19 protein-coding genes are annotated in these 23,931 nt (G+C 70.6%); 16 read left to right on the top strand and 3 right to left on the bottom strand.

Going from position 1 to position 23,931, the window contains the following annotated elements; translation table 11 throughout:
• Window positions 1-946: 946 nt before the first annotated feature.
• Genes OCU29_RS14675 through OCU29_RS14665 form a run of 3 tightly spaced genes read left to right on the top strand, consistent with a single transcriptional unit; the run spans window position 947 to window position 5,003 of the window.
• Window positions 947-2,188 carry a DNA methyltransferase gene (locus OCU29_RS14675; RefSeq protein ID WP_261820504.1) on the top strand — a complete coding sequence of 414 codons (1,242 nt, stop codon included), beginning with the start codon at window positions 947-949 and terminating at the stop codon, window positions 2,186-2,188.
• Window positions 2,185-3,702 carry a site-specific DNA-methyltransferase gene (locus OCU29_RS14670; RefSeq protein ID WP_261820503.1) on the top strand — a complete coding sequence of 506 codons (1,518 nt, stop codon included), beginning with the start codon at window positions 2,185-2,187 and terminating at the stop codon, window positions 3,700-3,702. Before OCU29_RS14675 ends, OCU29_RS14670 begins: the two co-directional genes overlap by 4 nt.
• Window positions 3,703-3,740: 38 nt before the next feature.
• Window positions 3,741-5,003 (top strand): phospholipase D family protein, encoded by a 1,263-nt coding sequence (locus tag OCU29_RS14665; protein WP_261820502.1) that lies wholly within the window; start codon window positions 3,741-3,743, stop codon window positions 5,001-5,003.
• A gap of 298 nt (window positions 5,004-5,301) precedes the next feature.
• On the opposite strand, the gene OCU29_RS14660 is transcribed toward OCU29_RS14665, so the two are convergent.
• A complete protein-coding gene (locus OCU29_RS14660) occupies window positions 5,302-6,006 on the bottom strand; it encodes a low molecular weight phosphatase family protein (RefSeq protein WP_261820501.1) in 705 nt (234 codons plus the stop codon).
• A 284-nt stretch (window positions 6,007-6,290) separates the two neighbouring features.
• Between OCU29_RS14660 and OCU29_RS14655 the strand changes: the two genes are divergently transcribed.
• From OCU29_RS14655 to OCU29_RS14595, 13 genes are all read left to right on the top strand, one after another.
• Window positions 6,291-9,101 (top strand): aconitate hydratase, encoded by a 2,811-nt coding sequence (locus tag OCU29_RS14655; protein ID WP_261820500.1) that lies wholly within the window; start codon window positions 6,291-6,293, stop codon window positions 9,099-9,101.
• Window positions 9,102-9,136: 35 nt separating this feature from the next.
• Complete coding sequence (locus OCU29_RS14650) at window positions 9,137-9,829, top strand: sulfite exporter TauE/SafE family protein (protein WP_258017000.1); 693 nt, start codon at window positions 9,137-9,139, stop codon at window positions 9,827-9,829.
• 57 nt (window positions 9,830-9,886) lie between these two features.
• A complete protein-coding gene (locus OCU29_RS14645; RefSeq protein ID WP_261820499.1) occupies window positions 9,887-11,209 on the top strand; it encodes a hypothetical protein in 1,323 nt (440 codons plus the stop codon).
• Window positions 11,196-11,702 (top strand): SigE family RNA polymerase sigma factor, encoded by a 507-nt coding sequence (locus OCU29_RS14640; protein WP_261820498.1) that lies wholly within the window; start codon window positions 11,196-11,198, stop codon window positions 11,700-11,702. The genes OCU29_RS14645 and OCU29_RS14640 overlap by 14 nt, the downstream gene beginning before the upstream one ends.
• 17 nt (window positions 11,703-11,719) lie before the next feature.
• The gene (locus OCU29_RS14635) at window positions 11,720-12,019 is read left to right on the top strand and encodes an MTH1187 family thiamine-binding protein (protein WP_261820497.1); all 300 of its coding nucleotides are present in this window, start codon (window positions 11,720-11,722) and stop codon (window positions 12,017-12,019) included.
• Window positions 12,016-12,654 carry a DUF3105 domain-containing protein gene (locus tag OCU29_RS14630; protein ID WP_261820496.1) on the top strand — a complete coding sequence of 213 codons (639 nt, stop codon included), beginning with the start codon at window positions 12,016-12,018 and terminating at the stop codon, window positions 12,652-12,654. Before OCU29_RS14635 ends, OCU29_RS14630 begins: the two co-directional genes overlap by 4 nt.
• Window positions 12,651-14,573 carry a M3 family metallopeptidase gene (locus tag OCU29_RS14625; protein ID WP_261820495.1) on the top strand — a complete coding sequence of 641 codons (1,923 nt, stop codon included), beginning with the start codon at window positions 12,651-12,653 and terminating at the stop codon, window positions 14,571-14,573. The genes OCU29_RS14630 and OCU29_RS14625 overlap by 4 nt, the downstream gene beginning before the upstream one ends.
• 5 nt (window positions 14,574-14,578) lie before the next feature.
• The gene (locus OCU29_RS14620) at window positions 14,579-14,986 is read left to right on the top strand and encodes a YjbQ family protein (protein WP_261820494.1); all 408 of its coding nucleotides are present in this window, start codon (window positions 14,579-14,581) and stop codon (window positions 14,984-14,986) included.
• A 413-nt stretch (window positions 14,987-15,399) separates the two neighbouring features.
• The gene (locus OCU29_RS14615) at window positions 15,400-15,771 is read left to right on the top strand and encodes a hypothetical protein (RefSeq protein WP_179616749.1); all 372 of its coding nucleotides are present in this window, start codon (window positions 15,400-15,402) and stop codon (window positions 15,769-15,771) included.
• Between the two features lie 23 nt (window positions 15,772-15,794).
• A complete protein-coding gene (locus OCU29_RS14610) occupies window positions 15,795-16,220 on the top strand; it encodes an NUDIX domain-containing protein (RefSeq protein WP_261820493.1) in 426 nt (141 codons plus the stop codon).
• Window positions 16,217-17,158: an SMP-30/gluconolactonase/LRE family protein gene (locus OCU29_RS14605; RefSeq protein ID WP_261820492.1), complete on the top strand. Its 942-nt coding sequence runs from the start codon at window positions 16,217-16,219 to the stop codon at window positions 17,156-17,158. Before OCU29_RS14610 ends, OCU29_RS14605 begins: the two co-directional genes overlap by 4 nt.
• 77 nt (window positions 17,159-17,235) lie before the next feature.
• A complete protein-coding gene (dxs, locus tag OCU29_RS14600) occupies window positions 17,236-19,140 on the top strand; it encodes a 1-deoxy-D-xylulose-5-phosphate synthase (protein WP_261820491.1) in 1,905 nt (634 codons plus the stop codon).
• Window positions 19,124-20,455, top strand: a complete 1,332-nt coding sequence (locus OCU29_RS14595; RefSeq protein WP_261820490.1) for a hypothetical protein — start codon at window positions 19,124-19,126, stop codon at window positions 20,453-20,455. Before dxs ends, OCU29_RS14595 begins: the two co-directional genes overlap by 17 nt.
• Window positions 20,456-20,492: 37 nt before the next feature.
• Here OCU29_RS14595 and OCU29_RS14590 read toward each other — a convergent pair whose 3' ends face one another.
• On the bottom strand, window positions 20,493-22,562 hold the full coding sequence (locus tag OCU29_RS14590) for a 3-hydroxyacyl-CoA dehydrogenase NAD-binding domain-containing protein (protein ID WP_261820489.1): 2,070 nt from the start codon (window positions 22,560-22,562) through the stop codon (window positions 20,493-20,495).
• Window positions 22,562-23,761: a thiolase family protein gene (locus tag OCU29_RS14585; RefSeq protein WP_179616743.1), complete on the bottom strand. Its 1,200-nt coding sequence runs from the start codon at window positions 23,759-23,761 to the stop codon at window positions 22,562-22,564. The genes OCU29_RS14590 and OCU29_RS14585 overlap by 1 nt, the downstream gene beginning before the upstream one ends.
• Between the last annotated feature and the right edge of the window lie 170 nt (window positions 23,762-23,931).

The following is a 23,931-nucleotide window of genomic DNA, read 5'->3' as shown; positions in this document are numbered from 1 at the left end:
GGACGTGGCGCGGCTGCTCTGCTCGGGTGAAAGTTGTAGTTCACACCATGCACGTCGTAGCCAACACGGTCTCGATGGGTGCCCTGGGATGGCCAAACCGGGCCGTGCTCCCGTCCGTGCTTGGGAGGCGCTGACGCGGTGGTCCTCGTCGTTGGCTTCATGCTCTGCAGCATTCGCGGCGTTTCGGGGTTGTGCGTCGCAGTTCCCGCAGCCGAGTTCGTATGATCGGCCCGTGTGTAACGATCTTTCACTGTTCGGTGGCGACGAGCCTTCCGATCCGCCGAGCCAGGTGAGCGGGCCGGCGCCGATCACGGAATGGCAGGTCGACCTTCTGCGGAAGGCGCTCGGCGCACGTGGTCTAACAACCATGGAGGAGCGCCAGGAAGCGATCGAGTCCGCCGCAGGCCGCGAAGTGGCGTCACTGCGAGCACTCACGCACGATGAAGGGATGAAGGTGTTGTCGCGCCTCGGTCAGCGACCCGCGTCCGCTAAGACCACAACCTCTCGATGGGACGACCGCGAAGAGGACACGTGGATCGACAGGCTTTGATCTGCTGAGTGCCGCACCTTCACGCCATGAGACTGCGCTGAGGTACCTGGCTGGCCAGATCGCTGGGGCGAGTTAACCCAGAGAAGCAGTGCGGGGTACTGATGTTTCTTCCCGAGCGGGGCGTGCCAGGGGCACTTCGACGTGGCCTATCGTCGGCCACCGGGTCCGCGGGCGCGGTCGTGTTCACCCGGCTTCAGCGCTTGATTCCGCTGACCGGGAACAGGTACTTGGTCTCATTCGGCATTAAAGTCGCCCCATCTGGAACTCGGCCAGCGGCTCGGTGAGGAACCCTGGATTGTCCATTAGGGGCGCCCTCAGACGCGGTTCGGGACCTTCTTTCACAGGCGACCGCGCGCCGCTCGGCGCGTGTCGGTTGCCCCCCGTACAGTGCCTGCCATGACTCTTCCGACCTCGCCTCTCCCGCCCCTGCCGAGCTCACCAAGCTTGCGCCGGGGCACCGAGGAGCGGGGACTTTGGTGGGACAACAGCACAGGCCGGTTGCCGGGCTCAGTGGTCGAGCGATTCGTCGGTGCCGACTGGTCATTCGCCGACGCCGATACCCGGATGAACCTGCACCCCTACCCTGCGCGCTACGTGCTGGACCTCCCCGCCCAAGCCATTGATATGTTGTCTCCGTCCATGGGGGTTATCGACCCGTTCTGTGGCTCGGGAACAACCATGGAGGCTAGTGCTCAAGCTGGGCTCTCGTCTGTTGGCGTTGATTTGAGCCCAATCGCTTGTTTGATCTCACGGGTCCGCGTGAGCGAGTGGCGGCATAGTGACGATCTTGCAGCGCTGCGTCATGCGACCGACCTGGTGGATGCCGCCAAGAACGTGTCAGACCAGGTGGTCGACCGCTTGCGCGCTGACATACCAAACGTCGACCACTGGTTCGAAGGATGGGCGCAACGTGTCCTAGCTGGCGCTACCGCTTACCTAGACACCATTCCGCCGGACGACCCGTGGCACGACCGCGTTGCACTCAGCATATCGGCCACCGTCGTCAAACTCAGTCGCCAAGACTCAGACACCCGCTACGCCGCAGTCAACAAAGGTTTGGACGAGCGTGCCGGCCTAAGCGCGCTTCGCGTTGCTGTCGAGCGGACTGCTAATTACCTAGCCATGCGTCAGACGCTCGCCTCGACGGAGTCGAGGGTGTACGAGCGTGACGCACGCGACTTGACCCCCATCGCCGACGATTCGTTGGACTCGGCGATCTTCAGTCCGCCATATCCGAACGCCTACGAATATTGGCTATATCACAAGTATCGCATGTATTGGCTCAAGCACGATCCGATCGCTGTGCGCGAGTCAGAGATCGGCGCGCGGCCGCACTACTTCAAGGCAAAGAACCCACACACTGAGGTCGACTTTGCGCAGCAAATGGGCGACGTTTTTAGCGGCCTTGGCCGCGTGCTGCGCCCGCAGAGTCCCGTGGTCATCGTGGTCGGAGACTCCATCATCCGGGGGCGGCACATTGACAACCGGGAGCTCCTCTTCGATGTCGGTACTGGGCTCGGGTTCACCCCCCGCGGTGCGCTCCTGCGCACGATCGCCCGCGGCCGCTCATCCTTTAACAGTTCTCATGGCAAGGGGCGCAACGCCGAGCACGTCCTGCTGCTGGAGAGCCCCGCATGATGGCCCTGGGGATATGGCCAGGGCATCGGCTGTTCGAATACGAGCGAAAGCTAGCTCAGTCTGAATTGGCAGCCTTCGGCGCCACCGCCATCAAGCCAGTGCCGCGAGGTGTTCAGTTCGAGCATCCGGCCCCGCGCACCCTGCTCGGTCGGCTCACTTACTTCTCCGAGATAGGTGTCGAGGGAACGGTGTGGCCCGTCGCTCAGCACGAAGTGGAGGCGCGTCACCTGCAAAGCCGCAGCATCCGAAGTCGCCAGGCCACGCGCTTTGGCGTCCACGGCTTCCACGAGTACAAAGGAAAGTTCAACCCTCAGCTTGCCCGTGCGCTTATTAACGCCGTCGATCCTGACGCAGTTGTCCTGGGTGACCCCTTCGCCGGTTCCGGCACCGCACTTATCGAGGCGTTGCGGCTCGGTCTTGATGCACACGGGCGTGACCGGTCACCCATCGCAGTTTTTGTGTCAGCCGCGAAGCTCAGGGCGCACCAGGCGGGCGACCCCCGGCGCCTAGCGGTGGAGCTCACTGAATTAGCCGAACGCGTTGGCGCGTCGCTCAAGCACGGTCAGGACACCGGAAGCGACGCCTCCGTGCCAACCTGGGATGCAACCACACACCGCTACCTGTCGGAATGGTTCACCCCGCCCGCATTCGCCGGGCTGCGTGAAGCACTTAGCGACCACCCGCCCGCTGAGGAGTCTCCTGCTGCCCATCTCAGCCTCTTGGCGCTATCTAGCATCCTGCGCAGCGTTTCACTTCAGGAGCCGCAGGATCTTCGTGTGCGCAGACGCCCGGCTGGGTTCGTGCCACCCTCACTGCGAGACGCCTACATCGAGACGATCGATAAGTTCATTGCGTCGCTCGCCGAACTGGAGCCCTGGACAGCTAGCCAAGTGGCAACGAGCAAGCTTGGTAACGCTAACGATCACGATCTCTTTGGTGACTCGAAGGGGCGGCGCCTGATTGTGACGAGCCCTCCGTATGCAACCGCTCTGCCGTACATCGATACAGACCGGCTCTCGATCATGGCGCTGGGACTCGCGACGCCAGCGCGAACCCGCGAGCTCGAAGCGTCCCTGACGGGCAGCCGCGAATGGACGATGCGCGCAGCGAGGATCTGGAAGCAGGCGATGCTCGACAACGCTCACTCGCTGCCGTCAGAGGTCACCGGATTACTCGGTCAGATTGAGGCGGCCAACCAGGCGAATGGTGCGGGCTTCCGCCGGGCAGCGGTGCCCGCCCTGCTGTACCGGTACTTCGTCGCCATGCGCGACGACTTCACCTCGTGGCATGGGCAGCTCCGAAGGGGCGAGCGTGCTGTGGTGGTTATCGGGCGAAACCGGACCGGCCCGAGTGGCGAGCAGGTCACCATCGAAACGCCGTCGCTCTTGGCCGCTTGCGCGGAGCAGATCGGGTTCACACTAGGTGACGTTATCTCGCTGGAGACCTGGCCACGCTACGGGATGCACGCCGCGAACGCGGTCAATGCCGAAGATGCGGTTGTCTTGGAAAAGTAGTCATGCGGTACATCAAGCCCCGCTAGGCTCGGTGAACTGTGAGATATCTCGATTCTGGAAGCCGCGATCCAGCGGACACGCTCTACACCTGGCTGGAGCAGGTGCTCCCTGAAGCGACGTACTTCGGCTGCCAAACGGGGTACTTCTCCTACGACGGCATCTATCCGCTCGAAGGTGAGTTCCTTAACCTCCTCAATCGGTTCGGCGCCTTCCGCCTGGTCGTGGGCGCTAACGAGTCTGGCATCCGAAAATCTGATCTTGAGGACGTCTTTGATCTGTTTGACAAGGCTCCGAGCAATGTGAGCAAGAGCCTCACGCTCGTTGCCGCCGACGACATCCTGATGCACCCCAAGTCGTACTACGTTGAGAGGGCGGACGGATCGAAGCACGCGCTCGTAGGGTCGGCAAACCTCACGCACCCCGGGCTCAGTCGCAACATTGAAGCTGCCCTGGTGATCGATAGCGTCAATGACCCGGGCGCTCCGTTTAGCGAGATCCGGACCGCTATCGAGAAGTGGCACTTGCACGAGCACGTCAACGCGTACCGCATTGCGAGGACTGACCTGGCCAAGCTCGCCACCGATGGAATGATCGATCAGCCCAAGCGTCCGAGGCCTGCTCAACCGCCACTTGCCCGCCGCGAGCGCTCGAAGCGGTTCCCTGGGCTCGGCGCGATCATCAAACTGCCCAGAAAGAGGCGCGCCGTCGTGGCGGCGACGCCGGTCCGGCGACCACGGCTGCCGGCTCCCGTTCCGGTCGGCACTCTCGGTACCATGCCGAATGGTGCTATTGGGATAATCAAGCGGCTGACCGCTCTCGACACCAAAGGGTTCAATGGCGGCACCGGGACTCTCTACATTGCACTCCCTAAAGCGCTGACTCGGAACCTGCCAATGGCGCCGTACGGCAAGAACCAGGAGCCGCGAATTGACGTCACCGTGGAAGCCCGGCTGGACACGGTGCCTGGAGAGGTAGTGCTTTCCGGTGACTCGCCCACGAACATCACCCACGTGGGCGCTGGGGCTACGCGTACCAGTCACGGCGACCTGCGGTTTAACTACCTGGTCAAGGTGAAGCGCGGCATCGAGACGCTCGCAGCCGACTATAGAGTGCGGCCCCCAGCTGAGGATGACCTCGTCGCCATTGAGTTTCTCGGTGGTCAGCGAGTTCGGGCGACGTTCATTACGGAGACTGTCGCGATCGCCAATCTGACGCCCCTTCTTGACCAGCACGACAACGGCTGGGGTTGGCTTCCGCCGTCGGTCATTGCGCCATGGGCGGACGATGAGGACGACGCGTAAAGGCCACAGGCGGGTTTTCTCCGGTCTTGGTGACTTTTGGTGGCTCCGCCCGGCAGCGGTTCACTCCTGCCAAGACCGGAGCCCGTGCGCGGACGAATTGTTCTACCCCTGTCGGCGCCCGGCGTAGGTTGTGGCCACGAGCAGTGGGGCTGCCGCACGACTAAGCGCTAGGTTGGATCACGCACCGGCGTCCGTTAGAGGCCGAGGTTCGCCTCTTGGGCGCAGCCGACCGCAGATGCTCACGAGCACGCTCAGGGCCGTTGTCATCCTTCCGATCACGCTGGTCCCTGACCGCCGGTCACCTGGCTGCGGGGGCGGCGGGGGCGGCGGGTGCCTGCCGGTCGACGAGCAGGTCGTCGAGCAGCGCCACGACGCGCGCGTCGATGTCGTCGCGGATGCGTCGGACCGCCTCCAGGTCACGGCCCTGGGGGTCCGCCACGCCCCAGTCGAGGTAGCGGCGTCCGGGGAGCACCGGGCAGGAGTCCCCGCACCCCATCGTCACCACCACGTCCGCCCCCGCCACGACCTCGTCGGTCAGGGGCTTGGGGAACAGCTCGCCGGTGTCGATGCCGAGCTCGTCGAGCACCAGCGCCACCTCGCTCTGCACGGCGGCGCCGGGAGTCGTGCCGGCGGAGGCCACCTGCACCTCTCCGGCGGAGCGGTGGGCGAGGAGGGCCGCTGCGAGCTGGGAGCGCCCCGAGTTGGCGGTGCAGACGAAGAGCACCAGGGACGACGGGCGTCCCTCGCCCTCGTCGCGTCGCGGTGCCGCGGACTGGTCGGCCGCGCGGACGGCGGCCCGGAGGCGCTCGCGGGTGAAGCGCTGCGCGAGGAGCGGCAGGAACGAGGAGACGCTGGCCGGCAGCAGGCGCTCGTAGGAGTCCTCGAGGCACTCGGCCACGGTCTCGGGCGCGAACGTGCCGGCGAACTCCTCGACGAGTGCTGACAACGCTCCGCTCAGCGTGACCTGGTGCGCCGTAGTGGTCGGCTGGTCGGTCCTGGTCATGTGGGGCTCCCTCTGCGGCGTACAGCCGCGTGACGTGGATGCAGGTGATGACGACGACTGAACTGTGGCCAGCGAGATAGACATCTGTCAATATCGACAGTTGTCTAAGTCTGTCGCCACGCCGGAGGTGGGCGCTGGAATTCTCCTCGATGTCATGTATCTTGACGTCAAGAGATGTGGTCCGCGGGTAAGGGTGGCCTTCCTTTGCCGCCTCCCCGGCCCGGCGGCAAGATGAGGCGCAGCAGCGCCCGTCATCGCAGACGCGACAGAGGAGATGTTGGTCAGTGGCAAGCAAGGACAGCTTCGGTGCCAAGAGCACCCTGGACGTGGACGGCACGTCGTACGAGATCTTCCGCCTCGACGCGGTCAAGGGTGAGGGCCTCGACGTCGACAGCCTCCCCTTCAGCCTGAAGGTGCTGCTGGAGAACCTCCTGCGCACCGAGGACGGCTCCGACATCACCGCCGACGACATCAAGGCGATCGCCGGCTGGGACGCCGACGCCGACCCGTCGCAGGAGATCCAGTTCACGCCGGCGCGCGTGATCATGCAGGACTTCACCGGCGTGCCCTGCGTCGTCGACCTCGCCACCATGCGTGAGGCGATGGCCGACCTGGGCGGCGACCCGACCAAGATCAACCCGCTCGCGCCGGCCGAGATGGTCATCGACCACTCCGTCATCGCCGACGTCTTCGGCACCCCCGAGGCCTTCGAGCGCAACGTCGAGATCGAGTACGAGCGCAACCGCGAGCGCTACCAGTTCCTGCGGTGGGGCCAGGGCGCCTTCGACGACTTCAAGGTCGTCCCGCCGGGCACCGGCATCGTGCACCAGGTCAACATCGAGCACCTGGCCCGCACCGTCTTCACCCGCGAGGTCGACGGCGAGCTGCTGGCCTACCCCGACACCTGCGTCGGCACCGACTCCCACACCACGATGGTCAACGGCATCGGCGTGGTCGGCTGGGGCGTGGGTGGCATCGAGGCCGAGGCCGCGATGCTCGGCCAGCCGGTCTCCATGCTGATCCCGCGCGTGGTCGGCTTCAAGCTCAACGGCGACCTGCCTGAGGGCGCCACCGCCACCGACCTGGTGCTCACCATCACCGAGATGCTGCGCAAGCACGGCGTCGTCGGCAAGTTCGTCGAGTTCTACGGCCCCGGCGTCTCCGCGCTGCCGCTGGCCAACCGCGCCACGATCGGCAACATGAGCCCCGAGTTCGGCTCGACCATCGCGGTCTTCCCGATCGACGAGGAGACCACGAAGTACCTCGAGCTGACCGGGCGCAGTTCCGAGCAGCTCGCGCTGGTCGAGGCCTACGCCAAGGAGCAGGGCCTCTGGCACGACCCCTCGGCCGAGCCGCGCTACTCCGAGAAGCTCGAGCTCGACCTGGCCACCGTCGTGCCGTCGCTGGCCGGGCCCAAGCGCCCCCAGGACCGCGTCTCGCTCTCCGAGGCCAAGCAGGGCTTCCGCGGCGCGCTGGCCGACTACGTCGACCACGAGCACCAGGACACCAACGGCTACGACGAGTCCGTCGAGGAGACCTTCCCGGCCTCCGACCCCGCCACCTCCAACGGCGGCGGCGAGGCGGCGGCGCCGAAGAACTACCTCTCCGCGGCCCCCGCCGACGGTGGTCGCCCCAGCAACCCGGTGCACGTCACCCTCGAGGACGGCACCGAGTTCGAGCTCGACCACGGCGCCGTCGCGATCGCGGCGATCACCTCGTGCACCAACACCTCGAACCCCTCGGTGATGATCGGCGCGGCGCTGCTGGCCAAGAACGCCGTCGAGAAGGGCCTGCAGCGCAAGCCCTGGGTCAAGACCACCCTGGCCCCCGGCTCGAAGGTCGTCTCGGACTACTACGAGAAGGCCGGCCTCACGCCGTACCTCGACAAGCTCGGCTTCAACCTCGTCGGCTACGGCTGCACCACCTGCATCGGCAACTCGGGCCCGCTCATCCCCGAGGTCTCCGCGGCCGTCAACGAGGGCGACCTCGCCGTCGTCTCGGTGCTCTCGGGCAACCGCAACTTCGAGGGCCGCATCAACCCCGACGTGAAGATGAACTACTTGGCCTCCCCGCCGCTGGTGGTCGCCTACGCGCTCGCCGGCTCGATGGACCTCGACCTGTTCAACGACCCGCTGGGCCAGGACACCGACGGCAACGACGTCTTCATGAAGGACATCTGGCCCTCGGCCGCCGACATCGAGGAGGTCGTCGCCTCGGCGATCACCTCCGACATGTTCGACGACGGCTACTCCGACGTCTTCGCGGGCGACGAGCAGTGGCGCTCGCTGCCCACCCCCGAGGGCAAGACCTTCGAGTGGGACGAGGACTCCACCTACGTGCGGAAGCCTCCCTACTTCGACGGGATGCCCGACGAGCCGGAGGCCGTCACCGACATCGAGGGTGCCCGCGTGCTCCTCAAGCTCGGCGACTCGGTCACCACCGACCACATCTCGCCGGCCGGTGCGATCAAGAAGGACAGCCCCGCGGGCAAGTACCTCGCCGAGCACGGCGTGCAGCAGCGCGACTTCAACTCCTACGGCTCGCGCCGCGGCAACCACGAGGTCATGATCCGCGGCACCTTCGCCAACATCCGCCTGCGCAACCAGCTCGCGCCGGGCACCGAGGGCGGTTTCACCAAGGACCTGGCCGGCGACGGCGAGGTGACGACCGTCTTCGAGGCCTCCGAGAAGTACATCGCAGCCGGCACCCCGCTGGTCGTCCTGGCCGGCAAGGAGTACGGCTCCGGCTCCTCGCGCGACTGGGCCGCCAAGGGCACCGCGCTGCTGGGCGTCAAGGCCGTCATCGCCGAGTCCTACGAGCGCATCCACCGCTCCAACCTGATCGGCATGGGCGTGCTGCCCCTGCAGTTCCCCGAGGGTGAGAGCGCCGAGTCGCTGGGCCTGTCCGGCGAGGAGACCTTCTCGATCACCGGGGTCACCGAGCTCAACGACGGCACCACGCCGCGCACGGTGATGGTGAAGGCCGACGACGTCGAGTTCGACGCCGTGGTCCGCATCGACACCCCGGGCGAGGCGAACTACTACCGCAACGGCGGCATCATGCAGTACGTCCTGCGCAACCTGCGCCGGGGCTGATCCTGCTCGGTCTGACCGCACCTGCGCTGCTCACGGTGGCCCTGGCCCTCCTGGCCGGGGCCACCGTGCAGTCGTTGGTGGGCCTGGGGCTCGGGCTCGTCAGCGCGCCGGTCATCACCCTCGTCGAGCCGCGGCTGATGCCCGAGCTGATGCTGTGGCTGGCCTTCGCGCTGCCCTTCCTCACGCTGGCCAACGAGCGCGAGGACATCGACTGGCACGGCCTGGGCTGGTCGCTGCCCTCGCGCATCGCCGGCACCGCCGTCGGCGTCGTCGCGGTCACCACGCTGGAGCCGCGCCTGCTCGGGGTCGCGGTCGGCGCGATGGTGCTGGTCGCGGTCGCGCTGACCTGGCGCACCGTGGTGGTCCCGCTGACCCGCACCTCGCTCGTGGTGGCGGGCGCGGTCTCGGGGGTCACCGGCACCGCCACCTCCATCGGAGGGCCGCCGCTGGCGCTGCTCTACCAGCACCAGCCGCCCCGCACGATCCGCACCACCCTGGCCGTCTACTTCATGGTCGGCGCGGCCCTCTCGCTGGCCGGGCTCGGGCTCGCCGGCCAGCTCGACCTCCACACGCTCCTGCTCGCGCTGCTGCTCGCCCCGGTGCTGGGCGTGGGCGCGGTGCTCGGGCGGGTGCTGCGCCCGCGCCTGCCCGAGGCCCGCGTGCGGGCCGTGGTGCTCGTCGTCTGCGCCTCCTCGGCCCTGGTCCTCCTGGTCCGCAGCCTCACCTGACCCCTCCAAGCGCTGTGCTCGTGACGTAGGTGAGGGTGAGGACCCCGAGGAGGACCGATGAGCACCCTGCACGACCGGCTGGCCGACCTGGCCCAGGACGCCCCACCCGCCCTGCCCGACCCCGGGCTGTGGGACGTCGCCCGGGGCTACCACCGCCGCCGTCGCCTGGGCACCGCCGTGGTGGCGGGCGCGACGGTGCTCGCGCTGGCACTGATCGGTGGCCTCGGGTGGGTGCGCGCCGACGACGGCATCGAGCCGGCCGCCCCCGGAGCGCGGCCGGCGCTGCCGGACACCATCTGGGAGCCCAGCCGATGGCTGCCCGGCACCGACGACGAGGGGCCGCTGGGCCAGCTCGCGGCGCTGCTACCCGCCGAACGAGGCGGCTGGACCGGTGCGGAGGAGGCGGTGGTCGGTGTCTCCGCAGCCACGGGCGAGTACCGCTTCCTCGACCTGCCGGACGACGCGCGCCGGGACCACGCCCTGTCGCCGGACGGTGTGCACGTGGCCTACTGGGTCACCGGCGCGACTGAGGGCACGCCGCAGACGGCCGGAGGTCAATACCTGCCGGCCACCGGGGTGGCGGTCCACGACACGGTCACAGGCGCGACGGTGCGCCACGACGTGTCCACGGAGCACGGGCTGGCCCCGGACGAGCTGATCTGGTCCGACAGCGACACGCTGGTGCTGTCCTACGGCCAGGAGTACGTCGGCGACGACGCCCCGGCGCGCAAGCAGGGCGGGTCGACCCCGTCTGACGGCCTGATGACCTGGGAACCCGACGTCGAGGAGGAGCCGACGCTGACGAACGTCGAGGCCGGCGCGGTCGAGACCAGCAACGGGCGAGGGGCCTTGCTGGTCCAGCTCGACGACGGCATGGTGCGCTGGGACGTCGAGACGGGAGCCGTGACCAGGCTGCCGCTGCCGGGGCGCCTGATGGCCGAGGTGGCTGCCCTGGACCGGACAGGGCAGAGGGCGGCCTATCCCAGGGGAAACCCCAGCCCCAACGGGATCAGCGTCGTCCGCCTGGTCGGACCGCAGGAGACCGCGGAGAGCAGCCCGGTCCCCGGCGCCGACACCTTCGCCGTGCTGGCCTGGCTCGACGCCCAGCACGTGCTCGCCGAGCGCTACGCCCCGGACGAGCTGCACACCGACCTCCAGCGCGTCGACGTGACGACGGGGGAGTCGGAGACGGTGGTTGACCTGCCCGGTCCCGGGAACTTCCGTGGCGAGCTGGCGGTCGGCCTCCTCGACGAGCCGTTCGCCTCCCACCCAGCGCCCCCGCGACCTCTCGACCCACGACTCCTCGTCGGGCTGTCGGCGGGCCTGGTGCTGATCGTGGGTGTCGCCCTGCGTCGCTGGAGGTCCCGTGCCCGACCGTGACGCCCAGGCGCGCGCACAGTTCGAGCAGTACGTCGCCGCCCGCCGCCAGGCGCTGCTGCGCACGGCGTACCTGCTGACCGGACAGCACGCCGACGCCGAGGACCTGGTGCAGCTGGCGCTGGTCAAGGCGATGCCGCACTGGGCCAAGATCGCCCACGACCCCGAGCCCTACGTGCGCAAGGTGCTGGCTCGGGAGTCGATCAGCCGCTGGCGGCGCCGACGCTGGCGGGAGGTGAGCACGGAGCACGTGCCTGAGCAGGAGCAGGGCGGCGCCGACCAGACGGACCGGGCCGCGGTCCGCGCGGCGCTGCTGCAGCTGGCGCCGCGCCAGCGCGCCGTGGTGGTGCTGCGCTACTTCGACGACCTCACCGAGGCGCAGACCGCCCAGGCGCTGGGCATCGCGGTGGGCACCGTGAAGTCGCAGTCGCGCGACGCGATGGCGCGGCTGCGGGAGCTGCTGCCCCCGGAGGGGGCCGAGGCCGTGAGGCGCTGACGGCTACCGTTCGCCCCATGATCGTGGCCTTCAGCATCTCGCCCACCTCCGCCGACGAGACCGGCAGCGTCTCGGAGGCGGTCGCCGCCGCCGTACGCGTCGTCAAGGAGTCCGGCCTGCCCTACGAGCTGAACTCGATGTTCACCAACGTCGAGGGCGAGTGGGACGAGGTGATGGCGGTGGTCAAGAAGGCCGTCGACGTGGTGGCCGAGGTGTCCCCGCGCGTCGGGCTGGTGATCAAGGCCGACATCCGTCCCGGCTGGGACGGCCAGCTCGCCGCCAAGGTCGAGCGGGTCGAGCGGCTGCTCGACTCGTGAGCGAGCCCGAGCCCGTCGAGGTCGAGCCGGAGCCCGTCGAGGCCCCGGAGCCCGGGCACGCCGACCGCGCGCCGGTGGTCGCGCTCGTGGCCACGCTGGTGCTCGCGGCCCTGGTCGTGGCGGCCGCCGCCGTGGTGCCCCGCCTGCTCGCCGAGCCCGTCGACCGAACCCTCGACCAGGTCCGGGTCTACGACGACCTGCCGACCACGCACGTCGACGGCGACGTCGACTACGAGCAGGAGCCGCCGGTCGGGGGCCCGCACGCCGACCGCTGGCTCGACTGCGGCGCCTACGACACCCAGGTCCGCGCGGAGAACGTCGTGCACGACCTCGAGCACGGCACGGTCCTCCTGGCGTACGGCCCGGACACCTCGGCCGACGACGTACGACGGCTCGAGGCGCTGCTGCCCGACAACGGCATCCTGACGCCCTGGGAGGGCCTCGAGGCCCCGGTCGTGGTGACGGTGTGGGGCCGACAGCTCGCCCTGACCGGCGCCGACGACCCGCGCCTGCCGCTCTTCATCGACGCCTTCGGCGCCGGGGAGACCGCGCCCGAACCGTTCGCCAGCTGTGCGGGCGGGGTGCCCGACGCCGACGGCGGTCAGGGGGCGGGCGTGGGTAGCCTGCCGACGTGACCCTGAGCCCCCTCGCCCTGCCGCCTGCCGACGACACCGCCGGCTGGTCCTCCCTCCTCGAGGCGCGGACCGCCGTACCACTCGCCGAGGCCGCCCGCACCGCCGACGCCCTGCGGGCCCTCGAGCCCGGTGCGGCCGGCGCCCTGGTGCTGTGGAACGACCTGCACGTGGCGCTCGCCAACGCCTTCGCGGCGTCCTCGCTGCTGAGCCAGGTGCACCCCGACCCGGCCCTGCGCGAGGCGGCCGAGAGCGCCGAGCAGGACGCCAACCGCTTCCGCACCGCGCTGATGCTCGACACCGAGGTCTTCGCACGTCTCGACGCGGTGCCCCGCGAGGGCCTCGACGCGGGTGCCCTGCGGGTGCTCGACGACGCGCTGCGCGGCTTCCGCCGCGCCGGGGTCGACCGCGACGACGAGACCCGCGAGCGGCTGCGGGTGCTGGGGGAGCGCGAGGACGACCTGGCGCAGGCCTTCGGCCGCCACATCCGCGACGGAGCGCGCACCACCCGGGTGCCCGCCACCGCCCTCGACGGGCTGCCGGCCGACTACGTCGAGGCGCACCCGGTCGACGCCGACGGCACGGTCGCGATCACCACCGACTACCCCGACACCCACCCGTTCCTCACCTTCTCCACCGACGCCGACGCCCGGCGCACCGTGATGGGTGCGTTCCTCGACCTCGCCTGGCCCGAGAACGACGAGGTGCTGCGCGAGCTGCTGGCGGTGCGCGACGAGCGCGCCCGCCTGCTCGGCTACGACGGCTGGCCCGACTACGACGCCGAGGTCAAGATGATCGGCACCGGGCCGGCGATCGCCGAGTTCATCGACCGCATCACCCACGACGCCACCGCCGCGGCCGAGCGCGACGCCGCGGTCCTGCTCGAGCGGGCCCGCCTCGACCACCCCGGGCTCGAGCGTCTCGACGTCTCCGGCGCCCGCTTCTACACCGAGGCCGTGCGCCGCGAGCGCTACGACGTCGACGCCCAGCAGGTGCGCCGCTACTTCGACTTCACCCGTGTGCGCCAGGGCCTCCTCGACGTCACCGGCCGGCTCTTCGGGCTCACCTGGACCCCCGTCGACGACGCACCGACCTGGCACGACGAGGTGGCGGCGTACGACGTCGCGCTGGCGGGCGGCGAGCAGCTCGGGCGGATCTACCTCGACCTGCACCCGCGCGCCGGCAAGTACAACCACGCCGCCCAGTTCGACCTCGTCAGCGGGGTCGCCGGGCGCCAGCTGCCCGAGGGCGTGCTGGTGTGCAACTTCGGGCGCGGGCTGATGGAGCACTCCGAGGTCGTCACGCTCTTCCACGAGTTCGGCCACCTGCTGCACCACGTGCTCGCCGGGCGCCACGAGTGGGTGCGCTTCTCCGGGGTCGCCACCGAGTGGGACTTCGTCGAGGCGCCCAGCCAGATGCTCGAGGAGTGGGCCTGGGACGCCGGCGTCCTGGCCGGCTTCGCCACCGACGAGGAGGGCCGCGCCATCCCGGCCGAGCTGGTCGACCAGATGCGCGCCGCCGAGGAGTTCGGCAAGGGCGTCCACGCCCGCACCCAGATGTACTACGCCTCGGTGTCCTACCGCTTCCACGCCGAGCTGCCCGCCGACCTCACCGCGCGCTCGCTCGAGCTCTCCGAGCAGTACGCCGTGTGGGCCGCCCTGCCGGGCTCGCACTTCCACTGCGGCTTCGGCCACCTGGGGGGCTACACCTCGGCGTACTACACCTACATGTGGAGCCTGGTGATCGCGAAGGACCTGTTCTCGGCCTTCGACACCCGCGACCTGTTCGCGCCCGAGGTGGCGCTGCGCTACCGCGACCGGGTGCTGGCCGCCGGCGGCAGCAAGGACGCCGCCGACCTGGTCGAGGACTTCCTCGGCCGTCCCTACGAGCCCACGGCCTTCACGGCCTGGTTGGAGAGGTGAACGAGATGGACTCCGAGACCCAGCACGTGCACACCGGCGGCCGCGACGTCGTCGTCGACCTGACGCGCCAGGCCGAGCAGTGGTGCGCCGGTCGCGGCGACGGGCTGCTGCACGTCTTCGTGCCGCACGCCACCGCCGGCATCGCGATCCTCGAGACCGGCGCCGGCAGCGACGACGACCTCATCGCCGCGCTCGGCGACCTGCTGCCCGCCGACGACCGCTGGCGGCACCGCCACGGCACCCCGGGCCACGGGCGCTCCCACGTGATGCCGGCGCTGGTGCCGCCGTACGCGACCGTGCCGGTGCTCGACGGGCGCCTCGCGCTCGGCACCTGGCAGAGCATCTGCCTGGTCGACCTCAACGTCGACAACCCCGACCGCGAGGTCCGCTTCAGCTTCCTCACCTCCGCCTGAGACTCCGCTGGTGGAGCGTCGCCTCCGTCGAGGGGCGCCGAGTCGGCGCCCGTTCCCGCCGTACGGCGCGCCGTTGGTCGAGCAGTGACGAACGTCAGCGAGGAGCGTCGTCTCCGTTTGTCGAGCAGTGACGAGCGCTAGCGAGGAGCGTCGCCGAGACCCGGTGAGGACCGCGCTTGCTGTACGTCGTGGGGTCACCGGGTTTCGGCGACGCTCGAGCCTTCGGCCCTCGCTGCTCAACCAACGGCGGGGTTGCGCCGAGTCGGCGCCAGTTCCCGCCGTACGCCGCTCGCTTGCGGGGTTTCGGCGACGCTTGAGCCTTCGGCCCTCGCTGCTCAACCAACGGTGAGGCCCTGGCTGCTGGACCGACCGCGGCAGTGGATGTCGAACGGGTGTTCGAGTAGCATGGGGTCATGCCCACCCACGTCGCTCCTCCTGGTTGGCCGGCCGAGGTGCGTCCGCCCGACGCGCCCGACTGGGAGGCCACCGCAGCCAGCTGGCTGCTCGACCTGTGCCCGCCCGACTTCCGCGGCTACCCGGGGCTGCGCAAGCACGTGGTGGTGCTGGCGCGGTTCGCGGTGCTGCACGTCGAGGCCGGTCAGGCCGCGGCGCGGCGGGGGTTGAGCGAGGCGCGCAGCGAGCTGCGCGACGTGGCGACGCCCGAGGTCGTCGAGGCGGCGGTGCAGACCTGGCTGATCGAGGACGCCCGGCTCGCCGGCGTACGACGCGCGGTCGGGCTGGTCGAGGAGGCGCTGCGAGGTCGGCGCTTCATCGCCCGTCTGTGACGAGCCCCACCTAGGGTGGGCGGGTGCACCGGTTCTCCAGCATCGCCCTCGTCGACCGTCGGGGTTGGCTGCTGATGCAGGAGCGCGACGAGCACCCGGTCATCGACCCCGAGAAGTGGGGCCTGCCGGGCGGCTCGATCGAGCCGGGGGAGACCCCCGAGCAGGCGGCCTACCGCGAGCTCGCGGAGGAGACCGGCGTCCACCTGGCCGGCGGGCTCGAGAGCGCGGGGGAGTGGACCTTCCACAGCCCCGCCTGCGGCGGTGACGACACCGTGCACCTCTTCGCGGGCGCCGTCGACCTCGGCGACGACGACATCGTCTGCGGCGAGGGCCGCCAGATGGTCTTCGTGGCGCCCCGGGCCGTCCTGGAGAAGGACCTGACCGTCTCGGGTCGCCTCCTGCTGCCCCTCTTCCTCGCCTCGCCCATCTACGACAGGCTGACGCTGTGACCTCACCCTCCTCCCACCGACTCGAGATCCACCCGCTGCCCGGCCACGGGGCCGAGGACGTCGTGGTGGTGCCCGACGGCCCCCACGAGGGGTCGGTGCTCTCGGGCACCGAGGACGGCGCGATCTTCCGGCTCTCCCACGACGGGCGCCGCATCGACCGGGTCGCCCACACCGGCGGACGCCCGCTGGGCCTCGAGCTGCACCCCGACGGCCGGCTGCTGGTCTGCGACGCCCAGCGCGGCCTGCTGCGCGTCGACCTCGACACCGGCGGGGTCGAGCAGGTGGTCCACGAGGTCGGCGGCCGCGCGATGGTCTTCTGCAACAACGCCGCGATCGCCTCCGACGGCACGGTGTGGTTCAGCGACTCATCGACCCGCTACTCCATCGACCGGTGGAAGGACGACTTCGTCCAGGACACCCGCACCGGGCGGCTGCTGCGCCTCGACCCCGACGGCACCGTGAGCGCCGTCCTGGAGGGTCTCGCCTTCGCCAACGGTGTCGCGCTCGCCGCCGACGAGTCCTTCGTCGTGGTCGCCGAGACCGGGGCCGCGACCCTGGTGCGGCACTGGATCACCGGTGCGCGCGCCGGCAGCCGCGACCTGCTGGTCGACGACCTGCCCGGCTACCCCGACAACATCGCCCGCGGCAGCGACGGGCTGGTCTGGGTCGCGATCGCGAGCCCCCGCGACCCGGTCGTCGAGCGGCTCCAGCAGTCCCCGCCCTGGGTGCGTCGCCAGGTGACGCGGATCCCCCAGCGCCTGCAGCCCAAACCGAAGCGCACCTGCCGCGTCCAGGCCTACGACGACACCGGGCGGCTGGTCCACGACCTCGACCTCCCGGCCGAGGGCTTCCACATGGCCACGGGCGTGCGCGAGCACGACGGCCAGGTGTGGATCGGCAGCCTGCTCGAACCCGCCGTCGCGGTTCTGCGCCGCTGAGGACCGACCCCTAGACTGGCCCACCCAGCACCACCCGCACACCCAGCACCCCCGCACCCCCGGCAGCAAGGAGCCCCATGTCGATCCTCGAGACCATCTCGGGACCGCGTGACCTCCGCAGCCTCGACGAGGCCCAGCTCGAGACGCTCGCGAGCGAGATCCGCGACCTGCTCGTGCGCTCGACGTCGAAGGTGGGCGGCCACCTGGGCCCCAACCTCGGCGTGGTCGAGCTGACGATGGCCATCCACCGGGTCTTCGAGTCCCCGCGCGACCGGATCGTCCTCGACACCGGTCACCAGGGCTACGTGCACAAGATGCTCACCGGGCGTGCCGGCGACTTCGACACGCTGCGCCAGGAGGGCGGCCTGTCGGGCTACCCGAGCCAGGCCGAGTCCGAGCACGACATCGTGGAGAACTCCCACGCCTCGACCGCGCTGAGCTACGCCGACGGCCTGGCCAAGGCCTACGCGATCCGCGGCGAGGACCGCCACGTGGTCGCGGTCATCGGCGACGGCGCGCTGACCGGCGGCATGGCCTGGGAGGCGCTCAACAACATCGCGGTCGCCCAGAGCAGCCGCCTGGTCATCGTGGTCAACGACAACGGCCGCTCCTACACCCCGACCGTGGGCGGGCTGGCCACCGCGCTCACCTCGCTGCGCACCGACCCGCGCTACGAGACCGTCCTCGACATGGTCAAGCGGCGTCTCAACGCGGTGCCCGGCGTCGGCTCCGCGGCCTACGACGCCCTGCACGCGATGAAGAAGGGCCTCAAGGACGCGCTGGCCCCCCAGGGCCTCTTCGAGGACCTCGGGCTCAAGTACGTCGGCCCCGTCGACGGCCACGACCGGGCCGCGATGGAGACCGCGCTGACGCAGGCCAAGAAGTACGGCGCGCCCGTCATCGTGCACGCCCTGACCCGCAAGGGCTTCGGGTACGACGCCGCGGAGCGCCACGAGGCCGACCAGTTCCACTCCCCGCAGCCCTTCGACATCGAGTCGGGCGAGGAGAAGGCCCGCGGCCGGATCTGGACCGACCACTTCGCCGACGACATGGTCGAGATCGGCCACCGCCGCAAGGACGTCGTGGCCATCACCGCCGCGATGATGCACCCGGTGGGCCTCGACAAGTTCCAGGCGCACTTCCCCGACCGCACCTTCGACGTCGGCATCGCCGAGCAGCACGCCGCCACCTCCGCGGCCGGCCTCGCGATGGGCGGGCTGCACCCGGTGGTGGCGGTCTACGCCACCTTCCTCAACCGCGCCTTCGACCAGGTGCTGATGGACGTCGCGCTGCACCGCTGCGGCGTCACCTTCGTGCTCGACCGCTCCGGGGTCACCGGTGACGACGGGGCCAGCCACAACGGCATGTGGGACATGTCGGTGCTCCAGGTGGTGCCACGGCTGCGCCTGGCCGCGCCGCGCGACGCCACCCGGCTGCGCGAGCAGCTCGACGAGGCCGTCGCGGTCGACGACGCCCCCACCGTGGTGCGCTTCCCCAAGGGGCCGCCGCCCGCCGACATCGAGGCCGTCGACCGGGCCGGCGGCTGCGACGTGCTGGTGCGCAGCGGGGCCCGCGACGTGCTGGTCGTGGCGGTCGGCTCGATGGCGACCACCGCCGTCGAGGTCGCCGATCGGCTGGTCGCGCAGGGCATCGGCGTCACCGTCGTCGACCCGCGCTGGGTCAAGCCGGTCGACCCGGCGCTCATCGAGCTGGCCCGCGACCACGAGCTGGTCGTCAGCATCGAGGACAACGGCGTGCAGGGCGGTTGCGGCGCGAGCCTGCTGCAGGCCCTCAACGCCGCCGGCGTCACCACGCCGGTGCGCCTGCACGGTGTGCCCCAGGAGTTCCTCGACCACGCCAAGCGCGCGGTCATCCTCGAGCGCATCGGGCTGAGCCCGCAGTCGCTGGCGCGCGGCATCGTCGAGGCGATGTCGGCGGGTTCTCCACTCGAGCACGAGCAACCCGTTGAACGGCCCCGCTGAGCGCACCGGGGAGGGAAGAGCGCTCGAGCCCCTCGGGAGGGGGCCGCAGGCACTGCTGACGGGGCTGGTCCTGTCGCTGGTCCTGTCGTCGTGCACGCTGCTCGCCGGCGACGGCGAGCCCGCCGGCGGCCAGACGACCTCGGCGCAGCCCGCCCCGCGCCGGGTGGTCGCGGCCGTGCAGCGCACGCTCGACCTGCGCGCCGCCGGCGTACGCCGCCAGGACCGGGGCCGCTTCGACCGGGCGCTGGCCACGGGGCGCCCGGCGTTCCGGGCCGAGCAGGCGCAGTACTTCGACAACCTCGCGCAGCTGCCGCTGGAGGTCGTCGACTACCGCTTCGACCCCGCCGACCTGCTGCGCGTCGAGGACTCCTACTGGGTCGTGGTGGAGGTGCACCTGCAGCTGCGCGGCTACGACGAGACCCCGGTGGTGGCGCGGGACCGCTACCTCTTCGAGCCCGGCGGCGGGAAGCGGCAGCGGCTGCGCCTGGCCTCGGTGACCGACGAGGCGTGGGAGGAGCGGAACCGGGTCGTGCCCCAGCCCTGGGACCGCGGCCCGGTGCAGGTGCGCGAGGTCGCCGGGGTGCTCGGGGTTTTCGACGACGCCAGCGTGGCGGCCGCCCCCGGCCTGCTCGACGCCGCCCAGCGCGCGGTCGGCGACGTCAGCGCCGTGGTGCCCTTCGACTGGAGCAACCAGGTGGTCCTCTACGCGCTGTCGACCACGGCCGCCCTGGCCTCGGTGGCCGACCTGCCCGGTGGCGACGCCGCCGCGCTCGACGCCGTCGCGGTGCCGGTGGCCGCCGACCCCCGCGACCCCGACTCGGGGCTGGCCTCGACCCGGATCGTGCTGAACCCGCGGGTCCTGGCCTCCGCCGGCGCCGAGCGCACCTCCACGCAGGGGCGCACCCGCGACCGCCTGCTGCGCCACGAGGTGACCCACGTGGCCGTCGGGGCGCGCGACGACGACGCCCCGGTCTGGTTGGCCGAGGGCGTCGCCGAGTGGGTCTCGGTGCGCCCGCTGGCGCCCGAGGACCGGGCGCTGCCCGAGGTCGCGCTGGTCGCGGTCCGCGACGACCTCGCGGCCCGCCGGGTGCGGATGCCCGAGGACGCGACCTTCAACGCCGACGGCTCGACCGCCCACTACGGGCTGTCGTGGTGGGCGGCCGAGCACCTGGCCGCCAGCTTCGGGGAGCAGGTGCTGTGGGTGCTGCTCGACGGCGCCGGCGACGAGGCGGCGCTGCGGCGGCTGGTGGGCCTGGGGGAGGACCAGCTCGCGCAACGGGCCGCCCGGCTCATGGTCGCGACGTACGACGACTGAGCCGGGCGGCCCGGGTGGTGCCGGTGCTGCGGGTGGATCAGTGGAACGAGCCGAGGCCCTCGCGCTCGAGGAGCATCGTCAGCCCGCCGTTCCAGAACGAGAACCCGGCGCCGGTGATCATCGCCAGGTCGAGGTCCTCGGGACCGGCCACGACACCCTCGTCGAGCATCAGGCGCGCCTCCTCGGCGAGTCCGCTGAGCACCTGGGTGCGCACCTGCTCGGGCGAGAGCACGACCGGGTCGGCGGGGGTCTCGAGCAGAGCCTCGACCTCGGGATCGAGGCTGCCGTCGGGGGCGAAGTAGGCACCCTTGCGCGCCGCGACGACCCGCTCGAGCGCCGGCGAGACGTAGAAGCGGTCGGGGAAGGCCGCCGCCAGGGTCTCGGTGTTGTGCAGCGCGATGGCCGGGCCGACCAGGGCGATCAGGGTGAACGGCGGCATCGGGGCGACACCGGCGAACGAGCCGTCCACGGTCTGGATCGGGGTGCCCTCGTCGACGACCCGGCTGACCTCGCTCATGAAGCGGCCCAGCAGGCGGTTGACGATGAAGGAGGGGCTGTCCTGGACCAGGATCGTGGTCTTCTTCAGCGCCTTGCCGGTGGCGAACGCGGTCGCCAGCGTGGCGTCGTCGGTGGCCGAGCCCTGCACGATCTCGAGCAGCGGCATCACCGCGACCGGGTTGAAGAAGTGGAAGCCGACGACCCGCTCGGGGTGCTCGAGGTCGGCGGCCATCTCGGAGATCGACAGCGAGGAGGTGTTGGTGGCCAGCACGCAGGTCGGCGAGACGACCTTCTCGACGTCGGCGAAGACCGACTTCTTGACCGACATCTCCTCGAAGACGGCCTCGATGACGAAGTCGGCGTCGCCGAAGACCTCCGCCTTCTCGACCGCGCCGGTGACCAGGGCCTTGTGGCGGTTCGCCTTGTCCTGGCCGATGCGGCCCTTGGCGAGCAGCTTGTCGATCTCGGCGTGCACGTAGGCGACGCCCTTGTCGACGCGGTCCTGGTCGAGGTCGGTCAGCACGACCGGCACCTCGAGGCGGCGGACGAAGAGCATCGCCATCTGGCTGGCCATCAGGCCGGCACCGACGATGCCGACCTTGGTGACCGGGCGGGCCAGCGAGCGGTCCGGGGCGCCGACGGGACGCTTGGCGCGCTTCTGCACCAGGTCGAAGGCGTAGAGGCTGGCGAGCAGCTCGGGGGTCTGGGAGAGGTCCTCGAGCGCCTGGTCCTCGGCGGCGAAGCCCTCGTCGCGGCTCGCGCTGCGCGCGGCCGAGATCAGCTCGACGGCGCGCTGGGCGGCCGGGCTGGCCCCGCCGGTGCGGGCCCGCACCACGGTGGCGGCGCGCGAGACGGCGGCGTCCCACGCCTCGCCGCGGTCGACCTCGGGGCGCTCGACGAGCACGTCGCCGTTGAGCACGTCGGCCGCCCAGAGCAGCGACTGCTCGAGGAAGTCGGCGCCCGAGAAGACCGCGTCGGCCAGGCCGAGGTCGAAGCCCTGCTGGCCTGTGAGGGTCTTGCCGTTGTTGAGGGGGTTCTCGAGCACCAGCGTCACCGCGGCGTCGGCGCCGACGAGGTTCGGCACCAGGTAGGCGCCGCCCCAGCCGGGGACCAGGCCGAGCATGACCTCGGGCAGGCCCAGGGCCGGCGCCGAGTCCATCACGGTGCGGTAGTCGCAGTGCAGCGCGACCTCCAGGCCGCCGCCCAGCGCGAGGCCGTTGACCAGGCCGAAGGAGGTCTTGCCGCCGTCCTGGAGCTTGCGGAAGACCGCGTGGCCCAGCTCGGCCACGACCCGTACGCCGGCGGCGCCGCTCGAGGCGATGCTGGTCAGGTCGGCGCCGGCGGCCAGGATGAACGGCTTGCCCGTCACGCCGATCGAGGTGACCTCGTCGTCGGCCAGGGCGGCGTCGATCGCGGTGTTGAGCGCGATCAGCCCCCGGGGGCCGAAGGTGTTGGGCTTGGTGTGGTCCTCGCCGTTGTCGAGGGTGATCAGGCCCATCACGCCGGCCCCGCGGGGCAGGGTGACCTTGCGCAGGTGGGCCTGGGTGACGCGCTCGGCGTCGGAGCTGATCTCCTCGGCCCGGGCCAGCAGGGTGGTCAGGTCGCTCATCAGGCTGCCTCTCCGGTGTAGTGCGGGTTCTCCCAGATCACGGTGCCGCCCATGCCGATGCCGATGCACATGGTGGTCAGGCCGTAGCGGACCTCGGGGCGCTCCTCGAACTGGCGGGCCAGCTGGGTCATCAGGCGCACGCCCGACGAGGCCAGCGGGTGGCCCATCGCGATCGCGCCGCCGTAGGGGTTGACCCGGGTGTCGTCGTCGGCGATGCCGAAGTGCTCCAGGAAGGCCAGCACCTGCACGGCGAAGGCCTCGTTGACCTCGAAGGCCTGGATGTCGTCGATGGTGAGGCCGGCCTGCTTGAGCGCCTTCTCGGTCGCCGGGATCGGGCCGGCGCCCATCACCTCGGGCTCGACGCCCATGAAGGAGTAGGCCACCAGGCGCATCCGCACCGGCAGGCCCAGCTCGCGGGCGGTCTCCTCGTCGGCGAGCAGCGCGGCGGTCGCGCCGTCGTTGATGCCCGCGGCGTTGCCGGCGGTCACCTTGCCGTGGGCGCGGAAGGGCGTCTTCAGCGAGCCCAGCGACTCCATGGTGGTGGCGGGACGCATCGGCTCGTCGCTGAGCGCCAGGCCCCAGCCCTCGTCGGCCGAGCGGGTCGCGACCGGCACCAGGTCCTGCTGGATGGTGCCGGCGTCGTACGCCGCCGCGGTCTTCTGCTGCGAGCGCACGGCGTAGGCGTCGACGCGTTCCTTGGTGATCGTGGGGTAGCGGTCGTGCAGGTTCTCGGCGGTCTTGCCCATCACCAGCGCGTCGGGGTCGACCACGCGCTCGGACATGATGCGCGGGTTGGGGTCGACGCCCTCGCCCATCGGGTGGCGGCCCATGTGCTCCACGCCGCCGGCGATCGCGACGTCGTAGGAGCCGAAGGCGATGCCCGAGGCGGTGGTGGTGACCGCGGTCATGGCGCCGGCGCACATGCGGTCGATGGCGAAGCCGGGCACGCTCTGCGGCAGGCCCGAGAGCAGCGCGGCGGTGCGGCCGATGGTCAGGCCCTGGTCGCCGATCTGGGTGGTGGCCGCGACCGCGACCTCGTCGACGCGCTCGGGCGGCAGCGAGGGGTTGCGGCGCATCAGCTCGCGGATGCACTTGATGACGAGGTCGTCGGCCCGCGTCTCGGCGTACTGTCCCTTGGCCTTGCCGAAGGGGGTGCGCACGCCGTCGACGAAGACGACCTCTCGTAGCTGTCGGGGCACCGGTTCTCCTGGGTGGGGCTGGTGTGGTGGGTGTCGGTCGCGCCTAGGTTACCCCTCGGTAACCAACTGTGCCCGGACGGCCCGTCCGCCCGGGGTGGGCAGGGAATATCGTGGCGGCGTGGCCGGTTCGCCCCGGGCCCCACGACCGCACGACCACAGCTGACACGAGG

This window comes from Nocardioides sp. OK12 (genome assembly GCF_024341885.1).
Classification (GTDB): Bacteria; Actinomycetota; Actinomycetes; order Propionibacteriales; family Nocardioidaceae; genus Nocardioides; species Nocardioides marinisabuli.
Note: the sequence above shows the minus strand (reverse complement) of the source record. Positions and strands in the feature narration are given on the sequence as shown.